Here is a 19,305-nt window from a genome sequence, read left to right as displayed (position 1 = left end):
CTGGCTAGTGCGAATTTGAAAAGCACATCCTGAGTATATTTAAGCTACAGCCACATTAAATAATGAACCAATCCAGGAGCTAAATAGCATAGCAATCACCCCCCAAAGCATGACTCGAGCCGAACCTTTCCAGATACTCACCCCTCCCGTATAACTTGCCAGTGCGCCCATAATCCCGAGGCTAAGCACACCGATCAGCATCACGCCTTTATCCAGGTACTGTTCAGGCAGTAACAAAATAGAAAGTAGAGGAAATAGTGAGCCTATAGTAAAAGCGATAGCGGACGAAAATGCAGCCCGAAAAGGCTGAGCCGAAGTGTTTTCTGATATACCAATTTCATCGCGGGCATGTGCGTCTAAAGCATTGTGTGCGGTGAGCTGCAAGGCAACTTGCTGGGCCACCTCAGGGGTTAAGCCACGCTGGATATAAATATTTTCCAGTTCTTTCAGTTCATGTTCTGGATGACGTTTAAGCTCACGTGCCTCCATATTCAGATCATTCTTTTCAATATCCTGCTGGGATTTGACCGAGATATATTCTCCAGCAGCCATCGACGCAGCTCCGGAAATTAATCCGGCTACACAAGTCACCAACAAGATATGTGAGGACGCGCCACTGGCTGCCATTCCCACCACCAGACTGGTGACAGAAATAATTCCGTCATTTGCCCCGAGTACAGCTGCGCGCAACCAGCTCGCCCGTTCAAAATAATGTTTTTCAAGATGATAAGAATGACGCACGGTATAGTCTCTTTTTTGTTCTCAACATCATGATCGTATATTTATTTCGCTTGAAGAAACAACTCTTTATTTAATAAACTCTTGTTCAGAGCAGCTCATGAATGGGTGAGCGCTCTGATTTACCAATTTTTATTGCATGGATTGCATTTTTCCAGTTGCACTCATTTGAACATCTGAGAAATTTACAAGTCACAGTCTTGGCACTACAGTTTATTTATTATTAAATGCTGTGTGTTCAAGTACTGATAAAGGTTGCTGTTACATTAATAGCGATGGCCAAAATCGTGGTATTGAATCCATAGGCCAGAAGCAAATGTAAAGTATTGAGTACTCTCATGGGTTGGCGGGTAATTGATACATCGGCCGTTTGCGCAGAAGTGCCAATAATATAGCTAAAATACAGAAAATCGGGATAGGTTGGATTTGGCGTACTTGGAAAAGCCAGTCCGCCATGTTTATGCTTTTCTAGGGCTAAATAAAAGTCATGGGCATAATGAATTGCAAAAATGGTGTGCATCAGGAACCAGGCCGAAATAATAGTCAGGATGGATAGCCCTAAATGGCCGGTTCTGATGGCAGCATCTTTAGGTAAATGATGAATTTCAATAATTATGGCAATAAAACACATCACTAAAGTGATGATGACAAGCACCAGAATGACCCATTTGCTGGCATCCTGTTGTATGGCACGTTGTAGGATATGGTGATGGTCTATGGGCCAGAGCTTTTTGATAGTAAAAAGTAAGTAGGCATAAATGGTAATGTTCCAGCTCATCAAAATGCAGGTAGACCAGCTTAAATGAGTTGCTGAATAGAAAATAAAATACCAAATCAGGAGAGATGGAAAGATAATAAAGAAATAAAGTCGGGACTGAAGCGCTGTTCTTATAGATTGGAGGAAACGCATGAGCTGTCCCGCATGTCATGAGATGGCTTTAGCAGTATAAAGTATTTTATTAAAACAACAGGGTAAAAGAGCTTTTAGTAGATAAAGGCGTACTGATTCAAGATTACGATAAAATAGATATTTTAAAATCTAGTAGTAAAAGAAACTAAAAAAATTAATTTCCTATTCTTAATGAAACTGAATCTTGAACCCTTTTAGCTAAAAAACTAAAAAAGTGTGCAGCAGACTTTAGGTAGACGTCAGTTAAATATGTAATTCCAATATTGATGTTCATCAAAGTTAATTTTGAAATTTTCCGAAGAAATTAAAGCTAAAAATCAAATTACTAAACTTTGATTAGCCCAATTTTTATAAACCAGGCTGAGGATTCTGGTCTCGACTACACACTTTAAAAGAATTCAATATTAAAGTAATGAACATTTACGCAGTTTCTAGTTGACCAACCTGATGATATGCGCGGTTGAAGTACACTAGGCTTTCCTCTTGCTGACTGCGTCTAATCGCGATGACTCGACATAAGAAAATACTGTGTGTACCCACTTTTTGAATTTCTTCAATCTGGCAATCAAAGCTCACCAAAGCATCTTCTAAAATTGGAGCACCTGTCTTAAGAGTTGTCCACTCGCCTATCTTAAATCGCTCTTCTGAGCTGAATTTACTAGATGCAAATGCATTTGAGATGTATTCATGCTGCGTGCTGAGTACATTTACTGCCAGCACGTTATTTCTCATAAAATGTGCATGCGAGCGAGAAGATTGATTCATACACACCAGCAATGTCGGCGGTGTATCCGTCACACTACAAACGGCAGATGCGGTAAAGCCATGTGTTCCTGCTATACCTTCGGTTGTAATCACATTTACAGCCGTGGTTAACAAGGACATTGCATTTCTAAAGTCAGTTGCTTCAATCATCTCTTTTGTCTCAAATGTATATGTAACCTGCCTTTACTCAAAGTCAGGCAAATAATTTATGGATCATTTACCCTCCTCTGGTGAAGACCATTTCGTGCTAAGCGCCCAGCTCTTGACGAACAATCGCTGCCCCTGCACTTAGTGCTTCGAGTTTGCCCCGAGCCACTTGACGAGACAACGGTGTCATCCCGCAGTTGGTTGATGGATACAATTTGTCTGCATCCACAAATTGCAAGGCTTTACGCAGTGTATTAGCTACTTCCTCAGGCGTTTCGATTTGATTGGTTGCAACATCAATCGCACCAACCATGACTTTTTTACCCCGAATCAGCTCAATCAGATCCATCGGTACACGCGAGTTTTGACACTCGAGTGACACGATATCAATTTTAGATTGTTGCAGTTTAGGGAAGGCTGCTTCGTACTGACGCCATTCATTACCGAGGGTCTTTTTCCAATCGGTATTGGCTTTAATGCCATAACCATAACAAATGTGTACCGCAGTTTCACATTGCAGACCTTCAAGCGCACGTTCTAAAGTTGCTACGCCCCAGTCATTCACTTCATCGAAAAACACATTGAATGCTGGCTCATCAAACTGAATGATATCAACCCCTGCTGCCTCTAACTCAAGTGCTTCCTGATTCAGAATTTTGGCAAATTCCCATGCCAGTTTTTCACGGCTCTTGTAGTGACCATCGTACAGCGTATCAATCATGGTCATTGGGCCAGGCAGTGCCCATTTGATCGGCTGCGTGGTTTGGCTACGCAAAAATTTTGCATCATCCACAAACACTGCTTTTTTACGGGAAACTTCACCGACTACTGAAGGTACGCTGGCATCATAACGGTTACGGATACGCATGGTTTCACGTTTTTCAAAATCCACCCCTTCAAGATGCTCGATAAACGTGGTCACAAAGTGCTGACGGGTCTGTTCACCATCACTGACAATATCAATGCCAGCATGGACTTGTTCATGCAAAGACAGTTTTAAGGCATCACGTTTCGCTTCTAGTAGTTCTTTACCTTCAAGTTTCCAAGCTGACCAGAGCTTTTCAGGTTCTGCCAGCCAGGACGGTTTTGGCAAGCTGCCTGCTGTAGAGGTCGGGAGTAACTTTTCAGGTTGTAAAAGTGCCATGTCTAATCTTCTTTCTCTAAATTCGTTTATATATGTGATCTATCAGGCAGCGTTGTCTTGCTGAGCCGTTGCTACTTTAAAATTGGCAGCCCATTCATCCAGAATGTCTTTATATGGCTTAATGAAGTTTTCCTCTGTCCATTTACCTTGTTTGACTGCTAGTTCCCCACGTTCAACACGATCATAGACAATGCGAGTTAATGAATAGTCGCCATAGCTCAAGCTAGGCTGATACACCACACCTGCGGGTGAATTGGTGTTGTAAATTTCAGGACGATAGATTTTCTGGAAGCTTTCCATGGTGCTGATCGCACTGATCAGTTCAAAATCGGTGTAATCATGCAGCAAGTCACCAGCAAAGTAGAATGCCAACGGCGCATTGCCATTTTCAGGTTTAAAGTAGCGAACACTTAAGCCCATTTTTTTGAAATATTCATCAGTACGTGAATATTCATCATTGGTGTATTCCACGCCTAGAACAGGATGCACATTGGCACTGCGGTAATAGGTTTTCGTGGTTGAAACACTCAGACAAATCACAGGCTGTTTATTAAATTCAGCTTTAAAGACTGCTGAATTCACAAGATGCTGGTACAGCTTGCCGTGCAGGTCACCAAAGTCTTCGGGTTTTTCATTGGCCTTACAGCCGAGTGATGGCAATACCACACTGAAGTCATAATCACGTACATAAGATGAGAAGCTATTCCCGATCATGCCTTCAATGCGTTCATTGGTATGATGGTCGATAATGGTACTTTTCAAGGTTTCAATAAAGGGAAAGGTTTGACCATTGCCCTCAATATCAATTTCAGCAGAGATGATATCGATCTCCAGTGAATAACGATCACCTCTAGGATTATCGGCAGTCGCCAAGCTGTTAAAGCGGTTGTTAATCATCGCAAGTGTACGACGAAGATTCTCCTGACGGCTTTCACCACGTGCCAGATTGGCAAAGTTGGTGGTTAGACGTGTATTGTTTGCTGGTTCGTAGTTCTCATCAAAACGAATACGTTTAATTGAACATTGGAATGCTGTACTCATGGAGATATGCCACCTAAATTTTTATAAAAAAAGCAAATTTCTGTATGGCTGTATTTAAGCGTGAATCCAAACATGAGTAAAACGATATAAATTCAGTAAAAGATGAGTTAAATTCATCTTAACAAGTGTAATGTATAAATAATGATCTATACTCCAATAAGGAAATTAAGATTCTAGTTTATATTGCCGATCATTATTTATTTCTAAACATCAAAGTGTATTATTGAGCACGGTTTATAAATAGCGACTTCATTTTGAAATGACCAATATCTTTTCTGGCAATCCTCAAGTTCGAGTGGTTTCAACTTTTTCTGAACTTGTATATTCGGATTTTTTGGGCGAGGCGAATGCCATCTGCTGGTCTAGAAATTTGTCTGGTGATTTTAAAGAAATCGTTGCTAAACTTGATTTAAAAGGAAATATGACTGAAGTTTCTGTTGAAGATCTTTTGGCGCTTCAGCTTTCTGAACAGGGTCATGTGGCTAGAGAAATCATATTAAAAGATATGCAGCTATTGACTGACTACGGCGCTTCTCCTTGCCTGAATTTGCTGAAATGCTATGAACGGGATGATGAGTTTGATTTTATTTCGACCGATGTCTATTCCTACCATGTGGATCGCTCCCCTATCGAAACGGATACATTTTTATGCACCTATCACGGTGCTGCAAGTGAGATTTTGCCCAATGACCAGGTTGAGCAAAAAATCTTGATTCCTGAAATCAGGGAACAACTCAAGCAGTTACATGACGGATCAGAAACTGAGTTTGAGACGTTTCTGGAAGAATATTTCTTCGATCTGCATTATCGGGCTAAAGCTGATGTAAAGCCTGTCAATTTAGACACGGGAAATCTCTGGCGACTCGCTGTTGATCATCCAGCACAGCAAGTTTTACCCTGTGTGCATAGAGCTCCTGTTGAAAATGATGGAGAATATAGATTGCTATTAATTTGTTAAATTGGCTTCTTAGAAGAGGTTAATTATAGTTATTTGGTTAAGCAATGATACCTAAAGGGGATGTACTGTATTAATTATTTATTAATAAAAAAACATTAAAATACATTGGTTTGAGCGTATTAGAAGTGAATGTATTTACAAGAATTTTCATATAATGTTTTATTTTGTATAAAAGTGTTATTTTTTGTAGGAAATTGCTTACACAAATTAGAGTAATTACCCTATTTTCTATCGTCAAAATTTTTGACATTATATTTCACATAAAGAGTCAGCAAGGAAAGCTGATAATAATCGCATTATAACGATAATAAAGTCGCCAAGACAGCGAACTTACCGGGATAGTAAGTGATAAAAGAAGAGACTACAGCCGCTAAGCCTTATAGTTTTGGGAGAGACTATAAGGCTTTTATTTTTTTTTTGAATATTTTCTCAAGTAAAACTATAGCATACTGGTATCTAAGTTTTTGAATATAAACATTCCTATCTCTTTTCTTGCTGATTAACGGACCTGTTCATCTGGTGACACACGCCAAATTGTATCTCCTACATCATCAGCAACCAATATTGCGCCTGATAAATCTACTGTTACACCCACTGGCCTTCCTAATGCCTCTCCATTTTTGCTTAAAAAGCCTGTCAGGACATCTTGTGGGGTACCGGAAGGCTGACCATTACTAAATGGTACAAAAATTACTTTATAGCCACTATGTGGTTTTCTGTTCCAAGAACCATGCTGACCAATTAGTGCACCACCGCGATATTGAGGCATTAACTCAGCTTTATAAAAACTCAAACCTAATGATGCCGTGTGGTTGCCCAATGCATAATCCGGTTTAATCGCCCGTGCTACCAGTCCGGGATTTTGTGGTTTTACCCGTGTATCTATATGTTGACCATAATAACTATAAGGCCAGCCATAAAAAGCGCCGTCTTTCACTGAGGTCATATAGTCAGGTACCAAATCATTCCCGATTTCATCCCGCTCATTGACTACCGTCCATAATGCTCCACTTTGAGGCTGCCAATCCATACCATTAGGATTACGTAAGCCAGTTGCAAATGGCCGTGCCTTAGAACTAGCCATATCAAATTCCATGATCAGAGCTCGTCCTTTTTCTTGGTCTAGGCCATTTTCAGCTACATTGCTGTTGGAGCCAACTGTAATGTAGAGTTTGGTTCCTTCAGGATTGGCAATCACGTTTTTGGTCCAATGATGGTTTAAGGGACCTGCCGGTAAAGCCAATACTTTGCGACCACTTTCTTCGATTTGAGTGATACCTGGCTGATAAGGAAAACCTACTAAAGCATCTGTATTCGCTACATATAGTGTATTTCCAACTAGGGTCATGCCAAATGGTGAGTTTAAATTCTGCAAAAATACTGTTTTCTGATCAGCAACGCCGTCATGGTTATTATCACGAAGTAGACTAATACGGTTAGGACTTGGATGAGAAGATCCCGCCCTTTTCATGACCACTTTCATGATTTTACCCTTAATCCCCTGACTATCTTCAGGCTTGGGCGGCGCATCGGTTTCCGCCACCAATACATCTCCATTCGGCAGAACATAGAGCCAACGTGGATGCTGAAGACCTTTGGCAAATGCCTGCACTTTTAATCCCGCAGCCGGTGTAGGCATGGTATTTACCGGCCAACCTTTGGCTGGTGCGATATTAACGACAGGGAACAAACTGGATTTGGGTTCAGGCAGCTCAGGTTGAGAACCATAACTGTCTGTAATCGGAGACTTGGATGACGATGTACATCCAGCGAATGCCAATATCATGGCAGTACTCAGGATAGACGATAAAATTTGAGCAGACATTTTGGTTCCCTGCTTTTTGTTGTTATCTGCTTATCTTAGAAGTCTGTTCAAATGACAACTATAGGGTTCTTGTTTTATCTGGTTGTTGATTGATTGCTGTGCTTTTGACATTTAATCTTATGGTCTAGTTTGAATAAAAACTTATCTATATCCCTCTAATTTTAAGCATGGTTTGATCCTGTCTTTTCAAATAAATGGCCATGCAATACTCAGTAAAAATAATAGCCCTAATACGGCGCAACTCATTTGCCAAAAACGTAAAGGATCACGTTCAATGATTGCTGGTGGTTTAGAGTTTAATAATTCTTTGGAAGGATGCGTTAGATTATGAATGAGTTCAGACAAGGCCTCAAAACGATGTGTCGGTTCAATACTCAGCGCTTGGCCTAAAATTTTATCTAACCATATAGGTAAATCAGGCCGATATTTCCTGATGGAATGATATTGAACTTTTTTAAGCTGCTTTAAACTGTTACAGCGAGCTAAATCTGTCCCATAAGGTAATTGTTTGGTGAGTAAATAATAGGCCATTACCGCCAAAGAAAACTGGTCTGAATGTACAGATGGCGAATGATCAATAAAATACTCCGGTGCCATAAATGCCAAGGTTCCGAGTGGTCGATTCGCATTTTTAGGATTAATTTCGACCAGACCTCTTACTGCTGTTGAACCATAATCAATCAGTTTAATTTTCATGGCACTTTCTGTATTTAAAACCATGATGTTTTTTGGCCGTATATCCTGATGCAGCATCTCCAGCCGATGCATTGCATTTAAAGCCAAGGCCGTTTGTTGCAAAATTGGTAAAATATCATCGAGCTTTAAAGGCTTTTCCTGGCGATGCAGCCATTGAGCCAAGGTTTCACCCTGCAAATATTCATAACATTGGAATAAATATTTTTTCTCAGTGTTATGTGGATAACACTGCATTAGGTTGTCATGCTTCAGACGTTTTGATACCCAATCTTCGAGTTGAAACTGCTCTACGGCATGCTTATCTTGCTGTAAATCTACTCCCAAAGTTTTTATGACCAAAGGCTGCTGCTGAGTATCGTGTGCCAAATATAGGCAACTGCGATGATTTTGGTGCAAAATTTTATCAATCACATAGCCTTCAAAAACTTCACCTTTACTGAGCTGTTGTGGAAATACATAATCCTGCTGAATATGAAACTGATTCAGTTCAGGCAACTGTTCTACACGGATCACCTGGAGACTTAAGTTATCATCACTGCCCTGTTCTAAGGCTTTTTCAACTAATGCTTTGGCAAGTTGATTTAAATCTGCATCTATTAAAGTTAAATCTAATAATTGTTGATCTGTGACAAATTCATAGACCCCATCGGTCATCAGTAAAAAAATATCTTTTTCTTTGAGCTCAATATTTCGATAATCAATTTCAATACGATAATCGGCACCTAAGGCTCGGCTGAGATAATGCTCTCTGGATGACAACCAGACACGATGATCATGGGTCAGTAATTCAATTTCATGATCGCGAATGCGGTAAATACGACTATCACCAACATGAAAAACATGGGCTTGTTGCTGTTTTAAAATCAGTGCAGATAAGGTACAGACATAACCTCGGTCTTTATCAAAACGTCCTTGACTTTGTTGAGTCTGTGCATAAAGCCATGAATTGGTCGCGCGGATCACCCGTTCTGCTGAAGTCTGTGTACTCCAGGCATCTGAGGTAGAATAATAATCAGATAAAAAACTGCCAACGGCGGTTTCTGCTGCAAGATGACTGACATTACTGCTACCGATTCCATCCGCTATAACACAGGCAATACCTTTCTGTTTCAGCACATGTCCTTCGGGCAGATACACTCCATGGAAATCCTGGTTCTGTTGTTTAATTCCGGCAGTAGAATATTGCCCAATACTGACTTTTAATGTTTTTTTCATGCTGAAAGCTCAAAAAGGGATCTATATGATCCCTTTATAAAATGGTGAATATTAAAATTCTTTTTTAACACCAGTACGGACATGGGTGGTATAAAGTGCCAGACCTGTTAATGCCAAACCACCCACCAGATTACCTAAAGCAACCGGCAGTTCATTCCATAGGAAGTAGTCAGCAATCGAGAAGTCACCGCCCATCATCATGGCAAATGGGAACAGGAACATGTTCACGACAGAGTGCTCAAAGCCCATGGCAAAGAACAGCATAATTGGCATCCACATGGCAATAAATTTGCCACTCACGGTAGTAGACATCATCGCACCAATGACACCTAAAGACACCATCCAGTTACACAGCATGCCACGGATAAAAATAGTCATCCAGCCGGCGAATCCGTATTCGGCATAACCTAATGTCCGCTCCTCGCCAATATGCGCAATTTTCACGCCGACTGGGTTTGGATCTGCTGCAAAACCCATGGTATAAACCGCTGCCATGAGCACCGCGACGACTAAACAACCTGTAAAGTTCCCTACAAATACCAAGCCCCAGTTTTTTAGAATACGTCCCCATGTCACCCCTGGGCGTTTATCTAGCCATGCCAACGGTGTAAGTACAAATACCCCAGTTAACAGGTCATAGCCTAATAAATACAACATACAAAAACCAACTGGAAACAGGAGCGCACCAATCAGTGGTGATCCTGTTTGCACGGCTATGGTAATGGCAAATACCGCTGCCAGTGCCAAAATCGCACCTGCCATAAAGGCACGAATCAATACATCACGGGTTGCCATATGTAATTTGGATTCACCCGCATCTACCACTTTTTTTGCAAACTCTGCAGGAGCAAGATATGCCATGTCATCGTCCTCATTTTTAATATCTGGACCTGTTTTTAAACAAAAAGACGCCTAAGGTCTTTAAAACCTTAGGCGTCATTGCCTTAAATATCAGAACAGGTAATTTTGTTATGGCGCCATTGCCATGCTTGTTATAAATGAAGCAAAAGCTGTGCCATAAATTACTTAAAAATCATTCAATTTTTTACGCTCTATTTAAAACTAATTTGGTCCTCTAGTTGGCATGAGAACTGCATTAATGAAAATTCATATAAATGTATTTCAAAAATAATCTGGAGATTTTTATGATTACCCATCGTCAACAAGTAACTGACATGATCATTTCAGCGAAAGTTTTAAAGTCAATTAAATGGGCAGATGTCGCCAAGGAAATTAGTCTTTCTAAAGAATGGGTAACGGCTGCCTGCCTGGGACAAATGGCATTTAATAAACAGCAGGCAGAGAAAGTTGGTCAGATTTTTGACCTTAGTGATGAGGCGGTGGCATGGCTGCAAATTGTACCTTATAAAGGCTCTTTGCCAACCAGTGTGCCTACGGATCCTTTAATTTACCGTTGGTATGAAGTGGTGAATGTATATGGTTCGACTATTAAAGAGCTGATCCATGAAGAATTTGGTGATGGCATTATGAGTGCCATCGACTTCAGCATGGATATTCAGCGTGAGGAAAACCCGAACGGTGACCGGGTAGATGTCGTATTGTCTGGCAAGTTTTTACCTTATAAAACCTATTAATTAATCGTTTAATCAAGCCATCATATTGATGGCTTTTTATTTCTTCGTAAGGAGATCTTTTATACTACCGCCCTTATCCTCATTTAATTTTGACAATACACAGCTTCTGCGTATAAGAGGAACCGATATCAATATAGTGACAGTTATCAATCCGGATATGTTTTTTCACAATGGTATGCCCTAAATAGATCTCATCAATGTTTTTAACGGTTCCATAGCGCTTGGAATGATGCCGGATACGGCCTCTTCCCCATAACGCATTAGTATAAGCTGAAGTTAAACCCGGAATTTTTCGTTCGCCTTTGGCAATGTTTGTCTTAAACTGATTCCAGTCATGGATATCAATATCCGCATGCAAAATGCCAATCTTTTTATCTTCAAGTTGAATTTCAATGACCAATGGAAGCTGAGAGAAGATTTCGCTGAGTTCATCCTGTTTTTCGGTGGACAACAGATAGAACCATTCGCCACCATTTCGTGCATGCATATCCTGAACCCATACATCATCACGCCCTTTGATGCACATTTCCTCGTGATTGCCTCGGACGCTCGAGAACCATGGCTGATCTAATAAAGAAATACATTCCAGATTTTCACTGCCTCGATCCACTAGATCACCGGTACATATCAGCAAATCTTGCTCAAAATTAAACCGGATTTTTTCCAATTCTTGCATCAGAAGGCGATAGCAACCATGCAGATCTCCGACCACATAAATGGCAGCATAATCTGCTCCTCGAATATTTCTGCTTAGCGTCATCATGATATGTGGAATCTTTGAAATCACTAAAATAGGACGATGCGATTAGGATAGGTATACAGGTTTAAATTTGGGTTACTGGTTTATACAGTCTGCAATATAGCTCATTGCTAAGCTAGTATTTATTCAGTTTCCTCAGCTGAATTTCGATTTAATTCATTGATAGCTTTACCTTTGTGTGCCATCCATGCATCACGTCGTTTAAAGAGTAAAGGTGTAACCCGATTGACTTCATCGATTAAACTTTGTAGATCTGCATTCAGCAATTGCCCACCTTCAGTGACAATTTTACCGCCAACCATGGTCATAATGACATCCTGTCCCTGAACAGCATGTACAAGATTAGTATATAAATTAAATAATCGGCCTTCATCCACCAGCGGCGTCATACGTGGGGTCGCAATATCTACAGCAATAATGTCAGCTAGCTTCCCCACTTGCAGGCTACCAATCTGATCCTGCATGCCCAATGCCTTTGCACCTAAGCAGGTGGCCATCTGGCAAACAGACCATGCATCTAGGGCTGCTGCATCCAAAGAAGAAAACTTGGCCAATAAAGAAGCCGTCTTCATTTCCTCAAACATATCCAGATTGTTATTTTCTTTTTCTCCATCTGTGCCTAAACCGACAGCAATCCCCTGTTTGAGCATATCCAGTACAGGCGCAGCACCTGAGGCCAGTTTCATGTTTGAAACTGGATTATGGGCAACTCCAACATTGTGTTCTTTCAAAATTTGAATTTCATTAGAATCTGCCCACACACAATGTGCAAGTAAGGTATGTGGCAAATCTAAAAGACCCAGCTGTTCCAGTGTCTGGATTGGACGTACACCATGACGGCGCAAGTTTTCCTGGACATCAAACTGGCTTTCATTGCTATGGGTGTGAAAACCGGTCTGATAATCCTGGCATAAGCTTTGAATACGTTTGAGTGCATGAGGTTCAGCATAAAACAGATGTTCTAAGCCCACCCAGACCTGAATTTGGCCATGACTTTGCTGATGCCAACGATTAATCAGGGCTTCATTCGTTTTTAGGGTTTCAAAATAGTCATGATCAGGGTGCTCGGCGACATAAGGTACCAAGATAGCACGGATACCAAGCTGTTGTGCGGCTTCTGCACTACCATCCATGTAGCGCCACATATCGACAATGGTCGTGGTACCGGATAATAATGCTTCTGCATAACACAAATACGAGGCAGCCTTGGCATCTTCAGGTTGAAGTACACGATGCATGGGATCAATAAACTGTTCCAGCCAATCCCATACTGGCAGTCCTTCAGCAGTGCCTCTTAATAGTCCGGAATGACAGTGCGTATTGATTAAGCCTGGCATTAATAGAGCTTCAGGATAATCACGCACGATGACATTGGGATATTTTTGGGTAAGTTCGGTCTTGGTTCCTATGGCCTTGATTCGGTCTCCCTCAATCAATATCGCCCCATTTTTGATGCATTCATTTTGACTATTCATGGTCAGCACATAGGCTGCTGCTAATATTTTCATTTTGTTCTATATCATCTTTTTAATTGATAGGTTTAAGGCACAAACGTTTTGCCTAATGACGCTGGCAGATTCATCTTCAAAAGTTTCTTGTCTCGGGAAATCACGACTAGTACTACAATCGTCGCCAGATAAGGCAGAGCTGCTAAAAACTCATTGGGTACTTTGATCCCCAATGCCTGTGCATGAAACTGCAGAATGGTCACACCACCGAACAAATAAGCACCCAGCATCAGTCGGGATGGTTTCCAGACAGCAAAGACCACCAGAGCAATTGCAATCCAGCCCCGACCTGCGACCATATTTTCAATCCACATTGGGGTATATACAGTGGATAAGAATGCTCCCCCAATACCTGCCATCAAGCCGCCAAACAGGACAGCGCCGTAGCGAATAGCCAGTACGTGGTAACCCATGGCATGTGCACTTTCAGGTGACTCTCCTACTGCTTTTAACAGCAAGCCCAGACGGGTTTTCGCCAGTACAAACCACACAGCAAAAAATGCCAGTATGGACAGATAGACCACATAGTTTTGCTGAAACAGGATTGGACCAATAAAGGGAATATCTGCCAGTACAGGTATATTCCAGCTACTTAAACCCGGTAGAGCCATGCTGACATAGTTCTGACCTAAAAATGCAGAAATACCCAGCCCAAAAATAGTTAAAGCCAAACCACAGGCCGACTGATTAGTACTAAGTGATAAGGTGAAGAAAGCAAAGATCAATGCCATCAGCATACCTGCCAGCCCACCGATCAATAAGGCACTAAATACACTGGCTTCATATTGGGCAGCAAAGGCAAAACCGGCAATGGCACCGACCAGCATCATGCCTTCTACGCCTAAATTAATTACCCCAGTGCGCTGTGACACCAACTCACCTAAACCGGCAAAGATTAGAGGCGTTGCTGCGGCGATTGTGCCGGCTAGAATTGCGGTCATTTCTATAGCCATATTGTTTTTCCTCCGATCTTGTTAAGCATTTGCCGAAGCAGGTTCAGCTGTAGGCACTACACGTTTTTTGGCAAAGCGGTAACGGTTTTCAATCAAGGCATCCGATCCCAACAGGAAAAACAGCAGCAAGCCTTGGAATATCCCGGTAATTGCGACCGGAAGCTGTAATTGCATTTGTGCCATTTCCCCACCGAGATAAATCAATGCCATTAACGATCCGGAAAGTACGATACCAATCGGATTCAGACGACCCAGATAAGCGACAATAATTGCGGCATAGCCATAACCCGGTGACAGGCTCGGATTCAGCTGACCGATTGGGCCTGCTACTTCACATATCCCGGCAATCCCCGCCATCATTCCGGAAATCACCAGACTCAGCCAGATCGCTTTGGAAGATGAGAAACCAGCATATTTAGCAGCTAGAGGTGCTTGTCCGCTGACTTCCAGTTTAAAAGCAGTCATACTTTTACGCATAAAGAGCCAGAACAGAAGCACAGCCACAGCGATGATAAAGATTGAAGCATTAACCCGTGTTCCTTCCAGAATCATCGGTAAGGTTGCACTTTCACTAAACATGACAGTTTGCGGAAAATTCATGCCCTCTGAATCACGCCAAGGACCATTGACCAGATAGAGCAATACAAACAGTGCGACATAGTTCATCATCAAGGTGGTCAGAGTTTCTTCGGCATTAAAATGGGTTTTCAGTAATGCAGGAATTGCGCCCCATAAGGCACCGCCAATTGCACCCATAAAAATCATAAGAGGTAAAATCCACCAACCTGCCTGTTCATGGAACAGCAGTGCGATACCACCACCAAAAATGGCACCCATGATCAGCTGACCTTCGGCACCGATATTGAACAGTTTGGCACGAAACCCAACAGCTAAACCCAGGGCAATCAGAATCAAAGGACCTGCTTTAACGGCCAACTCGCTCCAGCCATAGGAGGTCATCAGCGGTTCAATAAAAAATACATACATGGCCTGTGCAGGGCTAATCCCCAACATTAAAAATAAAATACTGCCAACGACCAGCATGGCTGCCAGGGCAATAACTGGTGACAGCCATTTCATCAGTTGTGACGGATGTTCACGTGGTTCGAGTAAATGCATGTGCTCATCCTCCCCAGATCATTTGTTGTTTTAATAAAGTCTTAAGCATGCGCGTGTTGCTCCTCTGCCGTGGTCGAGGTCGCTTCATGGCGTTGAATGCCAGACATGAGTAAGCCAATACTTTCTGCATTGGTTTGTTGGGTTGGAACTGGATTCGACAACTCGCCATTGGCGAGTACACAAATGCGATCGCTCATCTCAAACAGTTCTTCCAGTTCTTCAGAAATCACCAAAATACCGACCCCTTGACGTGACAGATCGATCAGCGTCTGGCGGATAAACATGGAAGCACCTACATCTACGCCCCATGTGGGCTGAGCCACGATCAGGAATTTTGGATTCTGCAGAATTTCACGGCCGACAATAAATTTTTGCAAATTCCCACCCGATAAAGAACGGGCTTCTGCGTTCGCACCACTGGCCTTAACCCCAAATTTTTTGATAATTTTTTCAGCAAAAGTCTGGATATCTGAGAATTTAATTAAGCCCCAACGGGTGAATTTCTGACGATAGGCGGTCAATAGCGCATTTTGAGCCAATGTCATATTGGGGACGGCACCACGACCTAAACGTTCTTCCGGTACAAAGCCAAGTCCCACATTACGCCGCTGGCCAGCAGTTAATGCAGTAATCTCCTGTTGTTCCAGATAAAGCTTGCCAGTTTTGGTCAGCGCTTCGCCGGACAGTAAAGACAGCAGTTCAGCCTGTCCATTTCCGGAAATACCGGCAATACCGACAATTTCACCTGCCTGAACGCTAAGATTGATATTTTGTAAGGACACACCAAAAGGATCATCAGACTGATAGCCAAGATTTTCAACCTGAAAACAGGTTTCTGGTATGCCCTGATATTCTGCACGTATATAAGTGGGTAAATCACGGCCAATCATCAGGCGGGCCAAATCACTGGTCGATTTTTCTCGTGGATCGACGTTTCCGGTGACTTTTCCATTACGCAAAATCGTGGCTTCATCACAGAGTTCTTTAATTTCATGCAGCTTATGACTGATATATAAAATAGAAACTCCCTGAGATGCCAGCATGCGCAGAGTTTTAAATAACTGCCGTACCGCTTGGGGTGTCAAAACTGAAGTCGGCTCATCCAGAATAATCAGCGCTGGATGTTGTAACAGGCAACGAATAATTTCTACACGCTGCCGCTCACCTACCGATAAGGAATGAACTTCCCTTCGAGGATCGACAGGTAAACCATACTGTTCAGAAACGGCAATAATTTTCTTGCTCAGGTTTGGTAAATCTACTTTTTCATCCAGTCCCAATAAAATATTTTCAGCAACAGTCAGGGTCTCAAACAGGGAAAAATGCTGATAGACCATACCGATCCCGAGTTTTCTTGCCATTGATGGACTGTCTATTCGGACTTCTTTACCATTCCACAGAATTTGTCCCTGATTGGCTTTGACTGCACCATAAATAATTTTCATCAGGGTGCTTTTCCCAGCACCATTTTCACCCAAAATAGCGTGAATCTGTCCAGGATATACAGTCAAATGAATCTGGTCATTTGCCTTGAGTGAATTGTAACTTTTGCAGATATTGACCAGCTCCAGTCGCGGAATATCCTTGCCTGAACCTGTATTCATCTTGGGCATAGGTGTAGACAGATCATGTGTTGGATTCATCATAAGTGCCCTGTTTTATGCAGCTGGTTGATTCATCTGCCTTTTGCTAAAGGCCAGATGAATCATGAGCCTGTGTTTAGAATGATGTGATGGCTGTTATTTTGTTTTTTATTTCGGAAGTGAACCTTCTACACCTTTTACGTAATAGTTCATTTTGCTCAAGGTGGCATCATCCAGTGTTTTACCTTTAGCAATGACCATTGAACCATCCTGTTTATAGAGCGGGCCAGTAAATGGGTGCAAGGTACCTTTCAGGATCGCATCCCGAACAGCAAGTGCTTTCTTTTTCTCACCTGCGGTTACCATTGGTCCGAAGCTCTCAATATCGACTGCTTTCTGTTTTACCCCATACCACAGTGCACTTGGCTTCCATGTTTTATTGCTGACCTGAGTCATCACTGGGGTGTAGATTTTTTCCCAATGGAGTACAGAAGCCGCCAGATGGGCTTTAGGACCGAATTTGCTCATGTCCGAGTCCCAGCCAAATGCATAGACCCCTTTCTGTTCAGCTGCCTGAACGACTGCTGGAGAATCAGTATTTTGCATCAACACATCGGCACCTTGAGCAATCAATGCCAATGCAGCATCCCGTTCCTTGCCTGGGTTAAACCATGAATTGACCCAGATCACTTTGGTTTTCACTTTTGGATTCACGCTTTGTGCACCCAGAGTATAAGCATTGATGTTGCGCACCACTTCAGGAATCGGGAATGATGCCACGACACCTAAAACATTGTTTTTGGTTTTCTGTCCAGCAACCACACCGAGCATATAGGCACCCTCATAGGTACGAACGTCATATACGCCCAGGTTTTTGCCCTGCTTATAACCAGTGGCGTGCATAAATACAGTATTCGGGAACTGCTTGGAGACTTTCTCCATGGCATTCATATAGCCAAATGAGGTGGCAAAAACGACTTTATTCCCCTGCTGCGCCAGGTTACGGATAACACGCTCTGCGTCGGCAGTTTCTGGAACATTTTCGATATAGGAGGTTTTATATTTGCCGGCCAGCGCTTTTTCAGTCTTGATCCGGCCCTGATCATGTGAATAGGTCCAGCCATGGTCACTGGTTGGGCCAATATATACAAATGCTGCTTTATCCTGTGCTTGAGTCATTGATGCCGCCATCAGGCCACCCGCACACAGCATCCCCATCAGTGTTTTGAATCCGGTTTTAAAGGTCTTTTTTTCTTTCATTATCTTCCGCTCTTTTTGTACTTGTGCCCCATGCACGCTAATCAATAACTTTACTCAGATGAGTAAAATCGGTTCTTTTTATAATTAGCAATAACTGGCAGAGTAAAACTTGAAGTGCGACATAAACCACCTAATTAATTTAAAGGGTTTATGGAGTATATAAAATTGTCATACCATCATCTTAACTTTGAAGATCGTACTGCATTAATGCTTGAGTCAAGAAAAGAAGGCTTTTCAGCCAGAAAATTTGCTGAACTCATTAAAAGACATCCTAGTACGATCTATCGTGAGCTTAAAAGAAATAGCATCAATGACGTTTATCAAGCTCGATATGCTTCTGATAACACCTTCGCTAGACGTAGACGTGGTCACAGAAAACTCAAAATCGATTCAATCCTCTGGAAATTTATTGTTGAAGCGATCCGTTGTTTATGGTCTCCTCAGCAAATAGCAAAGCGTTTAAAGACATTTCCTGATTTGGATCAAACAATGAATGTAAGCCATACAACGATTTATTCAACGATACGAGCATTACCAAAGGGTGAGTTGAAAAAAGACTTATTATCCTGTCTGCGTCATGAAAATAAAAAGCGAAAAGCTAACGGTGAACCTAAAAAAGATTCTATATTACAGGATATTAAAACTATTCATGAGCGCCCAGCCGAAGTTCAAGAAAGAAAAATACCGGGTCATTGGGAAGCTGATTTAATTAAAGGTAAAGACAATAAAAGTTCGATAGCAACACTTATTGAACGAAATACACGGCTCTGTATCTTGGCAACATTACCTGATGCAAAGGCAGAATCAGTGCGCAAGGCTTTAACTGAAGCTCTGAAATATTTACCTGCAGAACTGCGTAAAACGTTGACCTATGACCGTGGACGCGAGATGTCAGAACATAAAATACTCGAAGAAGATTTAGGCATAGATGTATATTTCTGTGACCCACATTCACCTTGGCAAAAAGGCACATGCGAAAATATGAATGGTTTAATTAGGCAATATTTACCTAAAGGGATTGATTTAAATCAGGCAGATCAGCATTATTTAAATCAAGTTGCCATGTCACTGAATACTCGTCCTAGAAA

17 protein-coding genes are annotated in these 19,305 nt (G+C 41.9%); 3 read left to right on the top strand and 14 right to left on the bottom strand.

The window, feature by feature from the left end; genetic code table 11:
* Positions 1–39: 39 nt before the first annotated feature.
* From ACTJIX_RS11150 to ACTJIX_RS11130, 5 genes are all read right to left on the bottom strand, one after another.
* Positions 40–741, bottom strand: coding sequence for a VIT1/CCC1 transporter family protein (locus tag ACTJIX_RS11150; protein WP_440611456.1), 702 nt, complete (start codon positions 739–741; stop codon positions 40–42).
* Positions 742–976: 235 nt separating this feature from the next.
* The gene (locus ACTJIX_RS11145) at positions 977–1,648 is read right to left on the bottom strand and encodes a DUF1345 domain-containing protein (RefSeq protein ID WP_440611455.1); all 672 of its coding nucleotides are present in this window, start codon (positions 1,646–1,648) and stop codon (positions 977–979) included.
* 420 nt (positions 1,649–2,068) lie between these two features.
* Positions 2,069–2,563: a flavin reductase gene (locus ACTJIX_RS11140; protein ID WP_005222049.1), complete on the bottom strand. Its 495-nt coding sequence runs from the start codon at positions 2,561–2,563 to the stop codon at positions 2,069–2,071.
* Positions 2,564–2,660: 97 nt separating this feature from the next.
* A complete protein-coding gene (locus ACTJIX_RS11135; RefSeq protein ID WP_103800126.1) occupies positions 2,661–3,704 on the bottom strand; it encodes a methionine synthase in 1,044 nt (347 codons plus the stop codon).
* 42 nt (positions 3,705–3,746) lie between these two features.
* Positions 3,747–4,745, bottom strand: coding sequence for a putative oxygenase MesX (locus ACTJIX_RS11130; RefSeq protein ID WP_103800125.1), 999 nt, complete (start codon positions 4,743–4,745; stop codon positions 3,747–3,749).
* Positions 4,746–5,004: 259 nt separating this feature from the next.
* Between ACTJIX_RS11130 and ACTJIX_RS11125 the strand changes: the two genes are divergently transcribed.
* On the top strand, positions 5,005–5,703 hold the full coding sequence (locus tag ACTJIX_RS11125; RefSeq protein WP_103800124.1) for a DUF1826 domain-containing protein: 699 nt from the start codon (positions 5,005–5,007) through the stop codon (positions 5,701–5,703).
* A gap of 499 nt (positions 5,704–6,202) precedes the next feature.
* Here ACTJIX_RS11125 and ACTJIX_RS11120 read toward each other — a convergent pair whose 3' ends face one another.
* The 3 genes from ACTJIX_RS11120 to ACTJIX_RS11110 form a co-directional block, all read right to left on the bottom strand.
* The gene (locus ACTJIX_RS11120) at positions 6,203–7,528 is read right to left on the bottom strand and encodes a PQQ-dependent sugar dehydrogenase (RefSeq protein WP_440611454.1); all 1,326 of its coding nucleotides are present in this window, start codon (positions 7,526–7,528) and stop codon (positions 6,203–6,205) included.
* A gap of 186 nt (positions 7,529–7,714) precedes the next feature.
* On the bottom strand, positions 7,715–9,439 hold the full coding sequence (locus ACTJIX_RS11115) for a protein kinase domain-containing protein (protein WP_440611453.1): 1,725 nt from the start codon (positions 9,437–9,439) through the stop codon (positions 7,715–7,717).
* A gap of 51 nt (positions 9,440–9,490) precedes the next feature.
* Positions 9,491–10,300, bottom strand: a complete 810-nt coding sequence (locus ACTJIX_RS11110) for a formate/nitrite transporter family protein (RefSeq protein ID WP_008303564.1) — start codon at positions 10,298–10,300, stop codon at positions 9,491–9,493.
* A gap of 284 nt (positions 10,301–10,584) precedes the next feature.
* Between ACTJIX_RS11110 and cynS the strand changes: the two genes are divergently transcribed.
* A complete protein-coding gene (gene cynS, locus ACTJIX_RS11105; protein WP_440611452.1) occupies positions 10,585–11,034 on the top strand; it encodes a cyanase in 450 nt (149 codons plus the stop codon).
* 79 nt (positions 11,035–11,113) lie between these two features.
* On the opposite strand, the gene ACTJIX_RS11100 is transcribed toward cynS, so the two are convergent.
* The 6 genes from ACTJIX_RS11100 to ACTJIX_RS11075 form a co-directional block, all read right to left on the bottom strand.
* Positions 11,114–11,797, bottom strand: coding sequence for a metallophosphoesterase (locus tag ACTJIX_RS11100; protein WP_004809342.1), 684 nt, complete (start codon positions 11,795–11,797; stop codon positions 11,114–11,116).
* A 119-nt stretch (positions 11,798–11,916) separates the two neighbouring features.
* The gene (locus ACTJIX_RS11095; protein ID WP_004809343.1) at positions 11,917–13,302 is read right to left on the bottom strand and encodes an amidohydrolase family protein; all 1,386 of its coding nucleotides are present in this window, start codon (positions 13,300–13,302) and stop codon (positions 11,917–11,919) included.
* A 32-nt stretch (positions 13,303–13,334) separates the two neighbouring features.
* A complete protein-coding gene (locus tag ACTJIX_RS11090; protein WP_004809345.1) occupies positions 13,335–14,255 on the bottom strand; it encodes an ABC transporter permease in 921 nt (306 codons plus the stop codon).
* 21 nt (positions 14,256–14,276) lie between these two features.
* Entirely contained in the window at positions 14,277–15,374 is a 1,098-nt protein-coding gene (locus ACTJIX_RS11085) for an ABC transporter permease (RefSeq protein ID WP_004809347.1), read from the bottom strand.
* A 41-nt stretch (positions 15,375–15,415) separates the two neighbouring features.
* A complete protein-coding gene (locus ACTJIX_RS11080) occupies positions 15,416–17,020 on the bottom strand; it encodes an ABC transporter ATP-binding protein (RefSeq protein WP_440611451.1) in 1,605 nt (534 codons plus the stop codon).
* A 105-nt stretch (positions 17,021–17,125) separates the two neighbouring features.
* On the bottom strand, positions 17,126–18,217 hold the full coding sequence (locus ACTJIX_RS11075) for a BMP family ABC transporter substrate-binding protein (RefSeq protein ID WP_286832621.1): 1,092 nt from the start codon (positions 18,215–18,217) through the stop codon (positions 17,126–17,128).
* 150 nt (positions 18,218–18,367) lie between these two features.
* Between ACTJIX_RS11075 and ACTJIX_RS11070 the strand changes: the two genes are divergently transcribed.
* On the top strand, positions 18,368–19,305 hold a 938-nt coding region (locus tag ACTJIX_RS11070), incomplete at its 3' end, for an IS30-like element ISAba125 family transposase (RefSeq protein ID WP_079396101.1).

This window comes from Acinetobacter sp. 22323 (assembly GCF_052044895.1).
GTDB classification, from domain to species: Bacteria; Pseudomonadota; Gammaproteobacteria; order Pseudomonadales; family Moraxellaceae; genus Acinetobacter; species Acinetobacter schindleri.
The sequence above is the reverse complement of the archived record's forward strand: the minus strand, read 5'-3'. Positions and strand labels throughout refer to the sequence as shown.